The organism is Leifsonia sp. ZF2019, from assembly GCF_019924635.1.
GTDB lineage: Bacteria > Actinomycetota > Actinomycetes > Actinomycetales > Microbacteriaceae > Leifsonia.
Map to the genome: position 1 here is coordinate 2870125 of NZ_CP065037.1, position 15003 is coordinate 2885127.

Genomic DNA, 15003 nt, shown 5'->3' on the forward strand with positions numbered 1-15003 from the left:
GCTCGCCCCTTCCGTTCGCGATGCCTCCAGTATGGCGTCGCGCGGCGGGATGCCCTGCACCGCCGTCATCGGCCGTCGCCCTCGGGATCGTCCGCCGCGCCGAACCGCAGGAGCACCTTGCCCGAGACGGACGCGTCGCGGGCGATCCCGAACGCGTGCAGCGCCTCCTCCGCAGGGAACTCGTGCGTGACGACCGCGGAGACGTCGAGGGAACCGTCGGCGAGCGCCGCGATCACCTCGTCGAGCTCGTCCACGAACCGGAACGACCCCACGAGCTCCAGCTCGCGCGAGATCGCGCGGGCGATCGGGACGGGCTGGTCCCCGGGAGGGAGCAGTCCGACGAGCACCACACGCCCGCCTCGGGTCGCTCCCGCGATCGCCGCGGCGAGGCCGGGGACGGTGCCGGACGACTCGATCACGACGTCGGCGTCGAGGGCCGCCACGGCCTCCGCGTCGCGCGCGTCGATGGTGCGTGTCGCACCCGCGGCGGTCGCGATCGATCGGGGCAGCTCGTGCAGGTCGGTGGCGACGATCTCCGCGGCGCCGGCCCGACGCAGCACGGCGACGGCGAGAGCACCGATGGGTCCGCTGCCGATCACGAGCGCCCGCGCTCCGCGCACCTCCCCCGCCCGGCGCACGGCGTGCCACGCGACGGCGGCCGGCTCGGCGAGCGCGGCGGTCCGCAGCGGGAGCCCGCTCGGCAGCGCGCGGAGCATCCGTGTCGGCAGCACGACCCGGTCGGCGAAGGCGCCCGCGGTGTGCGGGATGCGCGCCGCGCTGCCGAGATAGGTCGCACCGGGCGCCAGGTTCGAGCGGTCCTCCGGGTAGCGCGAGCCGTCACCCGGGAGGGGCGTCGCGGGGTGCACGGCGACCGCCGTCCCGGCGGCCGGGCCGGATCCGTCCGCCGCGGCGTCCGCCACGATGCCCACCACCTCGTGGCCGAGCACCATCGGCGCGCGGAGGACCGACTCCCCCGCCGCGCCGTGGGTCCAGTAGTGCAGGTCGGAACCGCAGACGCCGCCGTAGGCGACGGCGACGATCGCCTCGTCGGGGGCCGGATCGGCGAGCGGCAGGTGGTCGACGCGCAGGTCGCCTGCGCCGTGGGCGACGACGGCCCGCGTCGTGTCCACGGTCACACCACCACCGTCATGCCGCCGTCGACGAAGACGACCTGGCCGTTGACGTAGTCGGACGCGGCCGACGAGAGCCACACGGTCGGGCCGACCAGGTCGGCGACGCGCCCCCAGCGGCCGGCCGGCGTGCGACCGACGATCCAGTCGTTGAACGCCGCGTCGTCGACCAGGCTCTGAGTCATCTCCGTGTGGATGTACCCGGGCGCGATCGCGTTCGCCTGCACCCCGCTGGCCGCCCACTCCGCCGTCATCGCACGGGTCAAGTTGCGCAGACCGCCCTTCGCCGCCGTGTAGGGACCGATGGTCGGGCGCGCGAGGTCGGCCTGCACCGAGGCGATGTTGACGATCTTGCCGTGGCCGCGGCCGACCATCCCGCGCGCGACGGTGCGGCCGACGAGGAAGGCGCTCGTCAGGTCGGTGCTGAGCACCCGATCCCAGTCCTCGCGGCTGACGTCGAGCAGCGGCTCCCGGTGCTGGACACCCGCGTTGTTGACCAGGATCTCCACCGGTCCGACCTCAGCCTCGATGCGGTCGACCGCGGCCACCACCGCGCTCTCGTCGGTGATGTCGAACGGGAGGGCGTGGATGCGGTCGCCGTACTCGGAGGCGAGCGCGTCCCTCGTCACCGCGAGGCGGTCGGGGTCGAGTCCGTTGAGCACGATCGTCGCCCCCGCGGCGGCGAGCCCGTCGGCCAGCGCCCGGCCGATGCCGCGGCTCGATCCGGTCACGAGTGCCACGCGTCCCGTGAGATCGAAGGGGTTGGCTGTCATTCTGATCCTCTCCTGTGTCGCCCGGCCGCGACGACCGGGTTCGCGAGTTCGCCGAGTCCGTCGATGTGGATGCGTGCGGTGTCGCCGGCTGCGACGGGCACCCCCGTTCCGGGGCAGCCCGTCAGCACGACGTCGCCGGGACCGAGTTCGAGCACGCCGGTCAGGTGGACCAGCAGCTCGACGACTCCTCGCGCGAGCCCGTCCACCGAACCGGTCGCGACCCGGTCGCCGGCCTCGGCGCGGATGCCGAGGCCGGCGGGATCCAGGTCGGTCTCGATCCACGGGCCGAGGGGCGTGAAGCCGTCGCCGTTCTTCGCCTGGGTCAGCAGGGAGTCGCGGGCGATCTGCTCGACCGCTGTCACGTCGTTGCCGATCGTGAAGCCGAGCACGTGCGCCGCCACCTCGTCCGCGTGGAGGTGACGCGCGCGGCGGCGGGACGACGACCGCGAGCTCTCCCTCCGCGACCACGGAGCCGACCGCCGGGTCGAGCCCGATCGGCTCCCCGGGTCCGACGACGGTGCGGGCCGATTTGGCGAACGCCTGCGGTGGGAGCAGCGCGTCCGCGGGGCCGGAATTGTGCGCCATCCCGAGCACGATCCGCGGTTCGACAGGTGCCGCGAGCGGCGCATCGGCGGCGAATCGCTCCCCGGTGCGACGCGGCGCGTCGGCGAACAGGTCGTCGATGACGTGCCACTCGCCGTCCGACCACACCACGGGGATGAGACTGCGGCCGGTGCGGACGCGGGCGAGCCGCATCAGTGGGCGCGCGACGCCGCGAGCGTGCGCTGGTGCTCCCGGCGCGACACGGTCGGCGACGGGCGGCTCGTCACGTCGACATACGAGTCGTCGATGGCGTCGGTGAGGAGGTTGAGGTCGCGGGCCCGCGTCTCGGGCGTGACGAACGTCGCCCAGAGGGTGATGGCCGTCAGGGCGAGGACGTAGATCGCGAGCGGCCACCAGGAGTTCCCGAACGCGCCGAGCAGCACGGCGCCGATGAGCGGGGCGATGCCTCCCGCGAGCACGGCGCTGAACTCGCGCGAGATCGCGACGCCGATGTACCGGCGGCGGTTGCCGAACAGCTCGGGGAGGGTGGCGCACTGCGCGCCCAGCATCACGTTCACGCCGACGCCGTAGGTGATCGCGAGCACGGGGATGATCAGCCAGACCGACCCCATCGACATCAGCCACCAGGCGGGGACGGCGAGCACGAGTTGGATGAGCGCGCCGATGCGGTAGACGCACATCCGCCCGAACCGGTCGCTGAGGGAGCCGGCGAACGGGATGACGATGATGCCGAGGGCGGCGCCGATGGCGATCGCCAGGGGGCCCATCCACGGCTCGGCACCGACCACGGTGGTCACGAAGGTCACCGCGAGCGTCTGGTAGAGCGCGGACCCGCCGTTCTCCGCCATCCGCAGGCCGATGCCCCGGATGATGGTGCGCCACGACTGTGTGAACGCCTCGCCGAGCGGGTTCTTCGCGACCTGCTCCTGCGCCTCGAGGGTGATGAAGGCCGGCGACTCGCGCAGGCGGAGCCGGATGAAGATGGCGACGATGATGAGCAGCACCGACGCGAGGAACGGGATGCGCCACAGCCAGTCGTGCACGATCTGCCGGTCCACGAGGCCGAGCAGGAAGAAGACGACCGAGGCCAGGATGGTGCCGATCATGATGCCGACGAACGGCAGCGACGCGAAGTATCCCCGCCGGCGGACGGGAGCGTACTCGGCCATGAGCGTGGTCGCGCCGGCCTGCTCCGCCCCGGCGCCGAAGCCCTGGAGAACGCGCAGGACCACGAGGAGGATCGGCGCCCAGACGCCGATCTGCTCCCCGGTCGGCAGCACGCCGATGAGCGTGCTCGCGCCTCCCATGAGCGCGATCGTGACGATCAGGACGGCCTTGCGGCCGATCTTGTCCCCCAGCGCTCCGAAGAACAGGCCGCCGAATGGCCGGGCGAAGAAGCCGACCGCGTAGGTGGCGAACGCGGCGGCGACGGCCGCGCCCGGCCCGAGGGCCGGGAAGAACAGCTGGCCGAACACGAGGGCGGAGGCCAGTCCGTAGAGGGCGAAGTCGTAGTACTCCAGCGCGCTTCCGACGCTGGAGGCCAGAGTGGCGCGGCGCAGGTTCGCCGCGTAGTCGGGGTCGTTCGAGCCGCGCAGTTCGCTCGCAGAGCGGTCAGTGCTCATCGGGGTGTCCTCCTGCACAGGACCCCCTCGGCGTCGTCGCGTGACGTCGTCGCGTGACATCGTCGTCGGGGGTCGGCTTGCACGGGCGTCGTCGCCCGCTGCGGTCGACCATAACACTATGCTGAACACGGTTCAACCCACTGAACACTTTTCGTCCGGTGACAGCACCGCTCCGGCACGTCAGGCGACGATGTGCCCGGTCAGCGCCTCCGTCGCGAGATTCATCGGGTTGGACATCCGGCGGCCGACGATGTGGAGCTCCGTGAGCAGCGCGGCCAGCACGTCGTCGGTGAAGGCCGACTCCAGCAGGGAGGCCCCCAGCGCCAGCGAGACCTCGCCGCTCGACTGCGGCGGGACGACGATCGCGAACCCGGCGAGCCCGGGATAGACCTCGCCGTGGTCGAGGCTGTAGCCGCGCTCCCTCGTCGCGTCGATCTTGGCGATCAGCCCGTCGAGGGAGGTCGTGGACTGGTCGGTGAATCCGGGCCGGGTCTCGTCGTCGGCGAAGCGACGCGCGATCTCGTCGTTGCTCAGCTCCGCGAGCAGGGCGTTGCCGACCGCCGTGATCGAGGCGGGGTAGCGGGAGCCGATACCGGCCGAGAGGCGGAACGGCGCGCGGCCCACGTGCGCGCCGACGTAGATGACGTGCGTGCCGTCGAGCACCGCGAGCTGGGTGCGCTCATGGCGCAGGAGCTCGGAGTCGGCGCAGGCCCGATAGAACTCGAGCACCGGGTCGAATGCACGGAGATAGGCGCCGCCCAGCTCCACGACCTTGCGACCCAGCACGTAGCCGGTGTCGTTGCGGCGGACGAGGCCGCCCTCCTCCAGCGCGGAGACCACATTGAGCGTCGACGACTTGGCTGCGCCGAGCCCGCGCGCCAGCTCGCTCAGAGTCAGCGGCTCACCGAGGGCGTCGCCGAGCAGATCGAGCACCCGCACGGCCCGCGCGACCGCGGGAGCCTTCTCTGCGGCATCGGACATGTCGGCTCCTCATCGGTCGTCGCCGCGTCAGTAGAAGTCGACGGTGTCGACCCGGTTGCGCAGCGGGCGCCCGTCCAGCAGGCGCGTGGCGTTGTCTGCGAACAATTCTGCGATGCGGCGCTCCTCCCCGGTCGTCAACGCGGCCGTGTGCGGGCTGATCAGCACGCGCGGGTGCGCCCAGAGCGGGCTCTCCTGCGGCAGCGGCTCGACCGCCGTGACGTCGAGGGCGGCGAAGCCGACGCGGCCCGCCTCGAGGGCGGCGAGCAGCGCGCCCTCGTCGATCACGGTGCCGCGGCCGACGTTCACCACCGTCAGCCCGGGCTTCGCCGCCTCGAAGAACGCCGCGCCCAGCATCCGCTCGGTCGCGGCCGTCCCGGGAAGGGCGACCACCACGGCGTCGACGCGGCCGGCGACGTCGGCCAGCGCGGCGGGTCGCACCACCTCGTCGACGTCGGGGACGGCGCGTTCGTGCCGGGAGGTCCCGATCACGTGGGCGCCGAACGCCTTCAGCAGCCGGGCGACCTCCGCCCCGATCCCGCCCAGGCCGAGCACGAGCACGGTCTGCTCGGCCAGCTGACCCATCCCCCACCGTCCGGGCCAGTCGCGATCCCGCTGGTCGGCCTGCAGGCGCGGCAGGCCCTTCGCCCCGGCGAGCAGGCCGAAAAGGGCGAACTCGGCGAGGGGGCCGCCATGCACCCCGGCGGAGGTCGTGAAGGCGACGCGCTCCAACTCCTCCGCGGTGAGCTTCGCGGCCTTGACCGTGCCTCCTCCTCCGGCCGCCATCGTGTGCATCCAACGGAGGCCGGGATTCGCACGGACCGCGCGGGCGATCTGAGCCGGATCGAGATCGGGCACGCCGTAGACGGCGTCCGCCGCGTCGATCATGGCGTCGAAGCGTTCCTGTTGAACGGGCGTGCGCCGGAAGCCGGGGTCGCCGCCGAAATCGGCCGGGTGGCGCATCGGCGGCAGCAGGTCCGGCTCGAAGTCCAGGCGGATGCGCGGCTCGCGCTCCACCAGGAGGTCGGCATGCTCGGGCTTCAGGGGCGTCGCCACGGCGACGCGGAGCTCGGTGGTGGTCACCTTCGTCCTCACTGTCTGCGGGTAGAGTCCGGTAGACGGAGACAGTCTACCAAGGATTCACTCTACTGAACCGCGTTCACTATACTGACCATATGACGAGCCAACGACAGCCTCGCTCCACCGTCGGCGTCCTCGGGCTGGGCAACATGGGCCGCCCGATGACGCTCAACCTGCTCCGCAGCGGCATCGCATCCGTGGTGGTGCACGGACGCACGCGCGCCGCCCTCGACGATGCCGGGGCCGCGGGCGCGGTCGTCGCTCCGACCGCCCGTGACCTCGCCGCACAGAGCGACATCGTGCTCTCGATGCTCCCCGACCTCCCGCAGCTGCGCTCGGTGCTGGACGGTCCGGACGGCCTCCTGGCCGGCGTCGACCACCCGCTGCTGCTGATCGTGGGCTCCACCTCCGCGCCCGACGGGATCCGTGACCTCGCCGCCGAGCTGGACGCCCGGACCGACGGCCTCGTCCGCGTGCTCGACGCCCCGGTCAGCGGAGGGACGGACGGCGCAGAGGCCGGCTCGCTCGCCATCATGGTCGGCGGCGACCCGGACGATTTCGCCCGCGCCGAGCCCATCCTGTCCACGATGGGCACGCCCGTTCTGCTCGGCCCGCTCGGCTCTGGCGAGGTCGCCAAGGCCTGCAACCAGATGATCGTCGCCTCCACCATCGTCGCCCTCAGCGAGGCGACGGTCATCGCCGAGCGCGCGGGCCTGGACGTAACGCGACTGCTCGACCTGCTCGGCGGCGGCTACGCTGGAAGCCGTCTGCTCGAGTCGCGCAAACAGCGTCTGGCCGAGAAGGACTACTCGGTCTCCGGGCCGGCGAAGTTCATGGTGAAAGACCTCGGCTTCGCCCGCGCGGAGGCGGAGCGCACCGCGACGGCCACTCCCCAGCTCACGACGCTGCAGGACTTCTTCCGCCGACTGGTGGAGGCCGGTCTCGGCGACGACGACATCACGGTCGCCCAGGGCTTCATCGCCGCCTCCTCCCCCGCCACCGACCACACCCTCCCCTGACCCCTCGACGCGGCACCCGCCGCAGCAGATCACCGAGCACGAAGGAGCACCACGTGTCACAGGAAGCAACCGCCAACATCGGAGTCGTCGGACTGGCGGTGATGGGGTCGAACCTTGCCCGCAACCTCGCCTCCCGCGAGGGCAACACGGTCGCCGTCTACAACCGCACCTACGCGCGCACCGAAGAGCTGATCGGCGCCCACCCGGAGGCCGGGTTCGTCGCCTCCGAGTCCATCGACGACTTCGTGGCGTCGCTGGCGAAGCCGCGCACCGCCATCATCATGGTCCAGGCCGGGAAGGGCACCGACGCGGTCATCGATCAGCTCGCCGAGCGGTTCGAGCCGGGTGACATCATCGTCGACGGCGGCAACGCGAACTTCCAGGACACGATCGCCCGCGAGAAGCGCATCTCCGAGACCGGCATCCACTTCGTCGGGGCGGGCATCTCCGGCGGTGAGGAGGGCGCGCTCAAGGGCCCGTCGATCATGCCGGGAGGCTCGGCCGAGTCGTACGAGACCCTCGGCCCGATCCTGTCGTCGATCGCCGCGGTCGCCGAGGGCGAGCCCTGTGTGACCCACGTCGGCACCGACGGCGCCGGCCACTTCGTGAAGATGATCCACAACGGCATCGAGTATGCGGACATGCAGCTCATCGCCGAGGCGTACGACCTGCTCCGCACCGTCGGCGGCCTCGAGCCCGCCGCGATCGCCGACGTGTTCTCGGAGTGGAACCAGGGCTATCTGGAGTCGTATCTGATCGAGATCACGGCGGAGGTGCTGCGCCAGGTCGACGCGGAGACCGGCAAGCCGTTCGTCGACATCGTCCTCGACCAGGCCGGGTCGAAGGGCACGGGCGTGTGGACCGTGCAGAACGCGCTCGACCTCGGTGTGCCGGTCGGCGGCATCGCGGAGGCCGTCTTCGCCCGCGCCGTCTCCTCCAAGCCGGACCAGCGCGCCGCCGTGCAGGCGACCATCCGGTCCCGCCCCGAGGTGCAGAAGGCGTCCGACGTGGCCGCATTCGCGGACGACGTCTCCAAAGCGCTCTACGCGTCCAAGGTCGTCGCCTACGCCCAGGGCTTCGACGCCATCATCGCCGGCGCCGAGAAGTACGGCTGGACCATCAACAAGGACAAGATCGCCAAGATCTGGCGTGGCGGCTGCATCATCCGCGCCCAGTTCCTCAACCGCATCGCCGACGCGTACGACGAGAACCCCGACATCGCCACCCTGCTCGAGGCGCCGTACTTCGCGGACGCGGTCCGCGAGGGCGAGGCCGCGTGGCGCCGCATCGTCGCCACGGCCGCGCTCTCGGGCGTGCCGGTCCCCGGGTTCGGCTCCGCGCTGTCCTACTACGACTCGCTCGCCTCCACGCGCCTCCCGGCCGCGCTGGTGCAGGGACAGCGGGACTTCTTCGGCGCCCACACCTACAAGCGCGTCGACAAGGACGGCACCTTCCACACGCTGTGGTCGGGCGACCGCACCGAGATCGAGACCGAGGGCTCCTCGCACTAGGCTCACAGCCCCCGCGTACACAGAAAGTGCTCCGAATCCGCCCGATTCGGAGCACTTTCTGTGTACTCGGGGGCCGCGACGGGTGAGACTCGGAGGGTGACGTACGAGGAGCATCCTGAGCTGGCGGCGTACGAGCCCATCGACCGGTCGCCGCGCGCCCGGCGCGTGATCGTGATCCGCGTCGTCGTGGTGCTCGCGCTCGGCGGGCTGCTGCTGCCCGGCATCCTGCTGACCATCGGGATGCAGACGTCCACGGCCGAGTACACCTGCGGCGTCTACGTGCGCCACTACCAGCCCGACGCGACGGGATCCTCCGCCCGCTTCGAGCTGGTCGCCCCCGCAGGGCCGGGCTGGCAGTGCTACGCGCTCAACACCGAGGGCGACGCGACGTTCGTCGCGCCGCTCGGCCTCATCCCGTCGGCGCCGCACTCCCTCCCCTGAGCGTCGCCGACCCGGCGACACCCTCGGATCAGGCGACACCCTCGGATCAGGCCGCGCTCGACGGGGTCGAGTGCGCGGTCGATTCTGCGCGTGCGTCCGGGGCTACGCGGCCCCGTCGAACATCGACGTCACCGAGCCATCGGTGAAGACCTGCTCGATCGCGTCCGCGAGAAGCGGGGCGATCGGCAGGACCGTGAGCTTGTCCCAGCGCTTGTGCTCGGGCAGCGGCAGGGTGTCGGTGACGACGACCGAGTCGATGACGTCCGACTGCAGCAGCTCGACCGCGGGGTCGCTGAACACAGCGTGCGTCGCCGCGACGACGACGCCGGTGGCGCCGTTGGCCTTGAGCGCCTCCGCCGCCTTGACGATGGTGCGGCCCGTGTCGATCAGATCGTCCACCAGGAGGCAGACGCGGCCCTCCACGTCACCCACGATCTCGTGCACCGACACCTGGTTCGGGACGAGCGGGTCGCGGCGCTTGTGGATGATGGCGAGCGGGACGCCCAGCTTGTCGCTCCAGTTGTCGGCCACGCGGACGCGGCCCATGTCGGGCGACACGACCGTGAGGGTCGCCGGGTCGAGCTCGCGGCGCATGTGCTCGAGGAGCACCGGCATGGCGAAGAGGTGGTCGACGGGGCCGTCGAAGAAGCCCTGGATCTGAGCGGCGTGGAGGTCGACCGACATGATGCGGTCGGCGCCCGCCGCCTTGAACAGGTCGGCGACCAGGCGGGCCGAGATCGGCTCGCGGCCGCGGCCCTTCTTATCCTGTCGGGCATAGGGGTAGAACGGCGCGACGACGGTGATGCGCTTGGCCGACGCCCGCTTGAGCGCGTCGACCATGATCAGCTGCTCCATCAGCCACTCGTTGATCGGCGAGGTGTGCGACTGGATGACGAAGGCGTCCGACCCGCGGACGCTCTCGTCGAACCGGGCATAGATCTCGCCGTTCGCGAAGGTTCGCGCGTCGGTCGGGACCAGCTCGCTGCCGAGGCAGTCGGCGATCTCCCGGGCCAGCTGGGGGTGCGCCCGCCCCGAGATGAGGACGAGGCGCTTCTGGCCGTTCGCGGTGATCCCAGACACTTATTCTCCGCTCTCTTCCGCAGCTCGGGCGGCGTCCGTGCCCGGTCGCTTCTGCGCGACCCAGCCTTCGATGTTGCGTTGCGGGGCGACGGTGATGGCCAGCGAGCCGGCCGGGACATCCTTGCGGACGACGGTTCCCGCTCCCGTGTACGCTCCGTCACCCATCCTAACCGGCGCGACGAACACGGTGTTGCTGGCTGCGCGCACGTGCGAGCCGATCTCGGTGCGGTGCTTGTGCACGCCGTCGTAGTTCGCCGTGATGACGCCGGCGCCGAGGTTCGACTTCTCGCCGACCTCGGCGTCGCCGACGTAGTTGAAGTGCGCCAGCTTGGTGCCCGCGCCGATGGTGGCGTTCTTCGTCTCGACGAAGGTGCCGATCTTGCCGTCCGCGCCGAGGACGGTTCCCGGTCGCAGGTAGGCGAACGGGCCGACGGTCGCCCCGGCGCCGATCACGGCGAGCGTCGCGTCGGTGCGCGTGACCGTCGCGCCGGCGCCGACCTCGCAGTCCAGGAGGGTCGTGTCCGGTCCGATCGTGGCACCCGTCTCGACGAGGGTCGCGCCGCGCAGCTGCGTGCCGGGCAGGATCGTGACGTCGGGGGCCAGCTTCGTCTTGACGTCGATCCACGTGGTGGCCGGGTCCTGCACGGTGACGCCGGCGAGCTGCCAGGTGCGCACGATGAGGGCGTTGAGCTTCGCCGCCATCTCGCTGAGCTGGGCGCGGTCGTTGATGCCCTCGACGAGCCACGAGTCGGCCACGGGGAGGGCGTCGACGTCGAAACCCGCCTCGCGGAGGAGGCCGATGACATCCGTCAGGTATTTCTCGCCCTGCGCGTTGTCGGTGGTGACCGCCGCGAGCATGTCGCGCAGTGCCGCCGCCCCGAAGAGGTAGATGCCGGCGTTGATCTCGCCGATGGCGCGCTCCTCCGCCGTGGCGTCCTTGTGCTCGACGATGCGGTCGAGCGTGCCGGCGGCGTTGCGCACGATGCGGCCGTACCCGGTGGCATCGGCGGGGAAGCTGGAGAGGATGGTCGCCGCCGAGCCGCTCCCGCGGTGGTCGGCGATGAGCCCGCGCAGGGTCTCGGCGTCGAGCAGCGGGACGTCGCCGTTGACGACCAGCACGTCTCCGGCGAAGTCGGCCGGAAGCGCCGCGACGGCCTGCTCGACGGCGCGGCCCGTGCCCGGGATCTCGTCCTGGTCGACGATCACGGCTTCCGGCAGGTCGGCCTCGATGACCGCGGCCAGACGGTCGCGCTCGTGCCGCACCACCGCGACGACGTGCGCCGCGTCGAGCTCGCGCGTCGTGGCGAGCACATGCCCCACGATCGGGATGCCTCCGAGCTCGTGCAGGAGCTTCGGGGTGGCGGACTTCATCCGCGTCCCCTGCCCCGCCGCGAGAACGACGATGGCGAGATTCTGGTCGGTCATGTCCCTCCAAGGGTCGATGCGGCGGGATGCCGCTCCGCCTCCAGGACTCGAACCTGGACCTCACAGCTCCAAAGGCTGTCGTGCTGCCATTACACCAAGGCGGACCGCGCGGGAGACGCGCAGATGACAGTCTGCCAGACGCGTCCCGTGCATCAGGTGGGCACAGCGCGCGACGAGACAGGCCGAGCGGTGAATACGATGGAGGGATGGGTGACGCACGCGACGATGGACCGCGCGACGAGGTGGACCGCATCGTCGGTGCATGGCTGCGCGAGCGCCCCGACCTCGACTTCTCCCCGCTGCAGGTGCTCTCCCGCGTCGACCGCCTCTCCCGGCACCTCGACCGCGCCCGCCGCGCGGCCTTCGACCGCTCCGACCTCGACTCCTGGGAGTTCGACGTGCTCTCGGCGCTCCGACGCGCCGGAGCCCCCTACCAGCTCAGCCCGAAATCCCTCCTGCAGCAGACCCTCGTCTCCTCCGGCACCATGACCAACCGGATCGACCGCCTCGTGGCCCGCGGCCTGGTCGAGCGTCGCACCGATCCGAACGACGGCCGTGGCATCCTGGTGCAGATGTCCGCCCAGGGCCTCGCGCGCGTCGACGCCGCGATCACCCGGCTCGTGGACGCGGAGGCCGATCTGCTCGAGGCGCTCTCGCCCTCCGACCAGGAGCGGCTGGCGTCCCTCCTGCGCAAGCTGAGCCTCGGCTTCGACGCCTGACCCTCGCCCATGTGGACCGAATGTGGCGTAAGCGCGCCTCCAACTCGACATTCGGTCCACATCCGCGGAGGGGCGCACGCAGCCGGCTCGTGCCCCACTCCCAGGAGACCGTTATCCCGCTCTCATAAACTCGCTGGCGATGAGACTCTCCCGATTGAAGCGCCTGCCGTCGCGGGTGAAACGCGCCGCCCGGTTCGAGATCCACGCGCACTGGCGCCGCCAGCCGCTGGTCGCCGGGAGCGTCTTCTACGAGTCCTTCTCGGGCAACGGGATGCTCGACAACCCGGAGGCCGTCTTCCGGGCGCTGCTCGCCGCTCCCGATCTGCAGCATCTCACCCACGTGTGGGCGCTCTCCGACTTCGACCAGTACCGGTCGGCGATCGACGAGTTCTCGGGAGACCCCCGGGTGACGTTCGTGCGCTACGGCTCGGCCTCGTACTACCGGGCGCTCGCGACCAGCCAGTACCTGGTCAACAATGCGACCTTCCCTCCCGACTTCTCGAAGCGCGACGGCCAGGTGTACCTCAACACCTGGCACGGCACGCCCCTGAAGCGGATGGGATACGACATCGAGGACGGCGCGCTCGGCGCCGCGAACATCCTCCGCAACTTCGTCCAGGCCGACTATCTGCTCTCCGCGAACCCGTTCATGACCGAGCAGATGTACGAGACGGCGTACAAGCTGAGAGGCATCTACCGCGGGACCCTCGTCGAGGAAGGCTACCCGCGCATCGACCGGCAGTTCCTCGACGACGCGGGGCGCGCCGCCGTGCGCACCCGTCTCACGGCGGCGGGCATCCCGCTCGGCGACCGCGCGGTCGTGCTCTACGCGCCCACGTGGAAGGGCACGACCTTCGGGCGGCCGACCGACGACCTCGACGAGATGCTGGAGCACATCCACCGCATCGAGGAGCAGCTCGACACCAGCCGGTACGTCGTGCTCCTCAAGACCCACCAGTCCGTGCACGCGCTCGCGGCCCACCGCCCCGAGCTGAAGCGGCTGCTCGTCCCGAACGAGATCCCCACCAATCTGGTGCTCGGCGCCTCGGACCTGCTGATCTCCGACTACTCGAGCATCTTCTTCGACTTCCTCCGGACCGGCCGCCCGATCGTGTTCTTCACCCCGGACCTCGCCGACTACGCCGGCACCCGCGGACTCTACTTCGAGCCAGACGAGTGGCCCGGTCCGGTGTACGAGTCGGCGCGGGAGGTCGGCGAGGCGATCGCCCGCATCGCCGCCGACGGCGATCGCGTGCCGGAGGCGGACCGCGAGCGCTACGACTCCATGCAGCGCCGATTCACTCCGTATGAGGACGGTCACGCCGCCGACAGGGTCGTCGACATCGTGTTCCGCGGCGCGCGCGACGGCTACCGGCTGCGCGACGACCTCGCGGACGACGGCCGTCGGAAGATCCTGCTCTACCTGGGCGGGATGCGCCCCAACGGCATCACGACCTCGGCCCTCAACCTCCTGAACAACCTCGATCACGACCAGTACGACGTGTCGGCGTTCTTCGCGCAGAGCCGATCGCGGCCGACGATCGCCAAGCAGCAGCAGATCCACCCGGCGGTGCGCCAGTTCCCGCGCGTCGGCGGCATGAACGGGGCGAAGCTGCTGCACCTGGCACGGCACCTGCATTTCCGCCGCGGCCGCATCGCGGAGCACGCGGACGTGCCGGCGCAGAACCGCCTCTGGGACGACGAGTGGTACCGCTGCTTCGGTGAGAGCCGCTTCGACTATGTGGTCGACTTCTCCGGCTACGGACCGTTCTGGGCCGCCCTGCTGCTGCACTCCCCCGACGCCCAGCGCGCCATCTGGCTGCACAACGACCTCGCCTCCGACGCGCACCGCGAGGTCAACGGCGAGAAGAAGATGCTGCACAGCCTCACGCAGATCTTCACCCTCTACGGGCAGTACGACCACCTCGTCTCCGTCTCGCCCACCCTCTCCGACATCAACCGGGAGGCCCTCGCCGAGTACGCCGCCCCCGAGAAGTTCCTCTCGGCGCTCAACACGGTCGATGCCGAGCACATCCTCGAGAACGCACGGGCCGACCTCCACAAGGTGGCCTTCGACGAGGAGACCGGGATCGTTCCCGAGTGGGCGGAGGCGCTCCTCGCGGACGACGACGTGACCACGTTCGTCAACGTGGGACGGCTCTCGCCGGAGAAGAACCAGGCGCGGCTGGTGCGCGCGTTCGCCACCGTGCACGCCGAGAATCCGAAGACGCGTCTCGTGATCGTCGGCTCCGGTCCGCTCGCCGACGACCTCCGGGCCCTGATCGCCGAGCTCGGCCTCGAGCACGCCGCCTTCTTGACCGGCATGCAGCGCAACCCGCACGCCATCATGGCCGCCGCCGACTGCTTCGTGCTCTCCAGCGACTACGAGGGCCAGCCGATGGTCATCCTGGAAGCCCTCGTGCTCGACCTGCCGATCGTGACGGTCGAGTTCGCCTCCGCGAAGAACGCCCTCCCGGCGGGCAGCGGGCTGGTCGTCCCGCAGACCGACGACGGCGTGGCCGACGGGATGCGCGCCTTCCTCGCCGGCACGGTGCCGGCCGGCCGCTTCGACTCCGCCGCCTACAACCGCAAGGCCGTCGGCGAGTTCTACCGCGCCATCGGCGCGACCCGGGCGCTGGCCGAGAAGCCGTAGCCCGGCGG

Annotated in this window: 13 protein-coding genes and 1 tRNA gene; 5 read left to right on the plus strand and 9 right to left on the minus strand. The window is 71.1% G+C overall.

Annotated features, from left to right (window positions below; genetic code table 11):
- Positions 1-65: 65 nt before the first annotated feature.
- The 6 genes from IT072_RS14185 to IT072_RS14210 form a co-directional block, all read right to left on the minus strand.
- On the minus strand, positions 66-1136 hold the full coding sequence (locus IT072_RS14185) for an L-idonate 5-dehydrogenase (RefSeq protein WP_223357506.1): 1071 nt from the start codon (positions 1134-1136) through the stop codon (positions 66-68).
- Positions 1133-1903: an SDR family oxidoreductase gene (locus IT072_RS14190; RefSeq protein WP_223357507.1), complete on the minus strand. Its 771-nt coding sequence runs from the start codon at positions 1901-1903 to the stop codon at positions 1133-1135. Before IT072_RS14190 ends, IT072_RS14185 begins: the two co-directional genes overlap by 4 nt.
- Positions 1900-2532 (minus strand): fumarylacetoacetate hydrolase family protein, encoded by a 633-nt coding sequence (locus tag IT072_RS14195; RefSeq protein WP_223357508.1) that lies wholly within the window; start codon positions 2530-2532, stop codon positions 1900-1902. The genes IT072_RS14190 and IT072_RS14195 overlap by 4 nt, the downstream gene beginning before the upstream one ends.
- 126 nt (positions 2533-2658) lie before the next feature.
- Complete coding sequence (locus IT072_RS14200; RefSeq protein ID WP_223357509.1) at positions 2659-4089, minus strand: MFS transporter; 1431 nt, start codon at positions 4087-4089, stop codon at positions 2659-2661.
- 180 nt (positions 4090-4269) lie between these two features.
- A complete protein-coding gene (locus IT072_RS14205) occupies positions 4270-5070 on the minus strand; it encodes an IclR family transcriptional regulator (RefSeq protein WP_223357510.1) in 801 nt (266 codons plus the stop codon).
- Positions 5071-5097: 27 nt separating this feature from the next.
- On the minus strand, positions 5098-6150 hold the full coding sequence (locus IT072_RS14210; protein WP_223357511.1) for a D-2-hydroxyacid dehydrogenase: 1053 nt from the start codon (positions 6148-6150) through the stop codon (positions 5098-5100).
- A gap of 92 nt (positions 6151-6242) precedes the next feature.
- Between IT072_RS14210 and IT072_RS14215 the strand changes: the two genes are divergently transcribed.
- From IT072_RS14215 to IT072_RS14225, 3 genes are all read left to right on the plus strand, one after another.
- Positions 6243-7166, plus strand: coding sequence for an NAD(P)-dependent oxidoreductase (locus IT072_RS14215; protein ID WP_223357512.1), 924 nt, complete (start codon positions 6243-6245; stop codon positions 7164-7166).
- A 101-nt stretch (positions 7167-7267) separates the two neighbouring features.
- Complete coding sequence (gndA, locus tag IT072_RS14220) at positions 7268-8677, plus strand: NADP-dependent phosphogluconate dehydrogenase (RefSeq protein WP_442786810.1); 1410 nt, start codon at positions 7268-7270, stop codon at positions 8675-8677.
- A 96-nt stretch (positions 8678-8773) separates the two neighbouring features.
- Entirely contained in the window at positions 8774-9118 is a 345-nt protein-coding gene (locus IT072_RS14225; protein ID WP_223357514.1) for a hypothetical protein, read from the plus strand.
- Positions 9119-9220: 102 nt separating this feature from the next.
- On the opposite strand, the gene IT072_RS14230 is transcribed toward IT072_RS14225, so the two are convergent.
- The 3 genes from IT072_RS14230 to IT072_RS14240 all read right to left on the minus strand — a co-directional run bounded on the left by IT072_RS14230 (position 9221) and on the right by IT072_RS14240 (position 11727).
- Positions 9221-10198 (minus strand): ribose-phosphate diphosphokinase, encoded by a 978-nt coding sequence (locus IT072_RS14230; RefSeq protein WP_223357515.1) that lies wholly within the window; start codon positions 10196-10198, stop codon positions 9221-9223.
- Positions 10199-11623, minus strand: coding sequence for a bifunctional UDP-N-acetylglucosamine diphosphorylase/glucosamine-1-phosphate N-acetyltransferase GlmU (gene glmU, locus IT072_RS14235; protein ID WP_223357516.1), 1425 nt, complete (start codon positions 11621-11623; stop codon positions 10199-10201). It abuts the gene before it with no gap.
- 32 nt (positions 11624-11655) lie between these two features.
- Positions 11656-11727, minus strand: a tRNA-Gln gene (locus IT072_RS14240).
- Positions 11728-11829: 102 nt separating this feature from the next.
- Here IT072_RS14240 and IT072_RS14245 point away from each other — a divergent pair.
- Together IT072_RS14245 and IT072_RS14250 are read left to right on the plus strand one after the other, a co-directional pair.
- Complete coding sequence (locus IT072_RS14245; protein ID WP_223357517.1) at positions 11830-12342, plus strand: MarR family winged helix-turn-helix transcriptional regulator; 513 nt, start codon at positions 11830-11832, stop codon at positions 12340-12342.
- A gap of 139 nt (positions 12343-12481) precedes the next feature.
- Positions 12482-14995: a glycosyltransferase gene (locus tag IT072_RS14250; protein ID WP_223357518.1), complete on the plus strand. Its 2514-nt coding sequence runs from the start codon at positions 12482-12484 to the stop codon at positions 14993-14995.
- Positions 14996-15003: the final 8 nt, after the last annotated feature.

Coding starts and splice junctions, on each gene's coding strand:
- IT072_RS14190 (WP_223357507.1), bottom strand. CDS start 1,903: ATGACAGCCAACCCCTTCGATCTCACGGGACGCGTGGCACTCGTGACC.
- IT072_RS14195 (WP_223357508.1), bottom strand. CDS start 2,532: ATGCGCCGCTCGCGGCACCTGTCGAACCGCGGATCGTGCTCGGGATGG.
- IT072_RS14200 (WP_223357509.1), bottom strand. CDS start 4,089: ATGAGCACTGACCGCTCTGCGAGCGAACTGCGCGGCTCGAACGACCCC.
- IT072_RS14205 (WP_223357510.1), bottom strand. CDS start 5,070: ATGTCCGATGCCGCAGAGAAGGCTCCCGCGGTCGCGCGGGCCGTGCGG.
- IT072_RS14215 (WP_223357512.1), top strand. CDS start 6,243: ATGACGAGCCAACGACAGCCTCGCTCCACCGTCGGCGTCCTCGGGCTG.
- gndA (WP_442786810.1), top strand. CDS start 7,268: ATGGGGTCGAACCTTGCCCGCAACCTCGCCTCCCGCGAGGGCAACACG.
- glmU (WP_223357516.1), bottom strand. CDS start 11,623: ATGACCGACCAGAATCTCGCCATCGTCGTTCTCGCGGCGGGGCAGGGG.
- IT072_RS14245 (WP_223357517.1), top strand. CDS start 11,830: ATGGGTGACGCACGCGACGATGGACCGCGCGACGAGGTGGACCGCATC.
- IT072_RS14250 (WP_223357518.1), top strand. CDS start 12,482: ATGAGACTCTCCCGATTGAAGCGCCTGCCGTCGCGGGTGAAACGCGCC.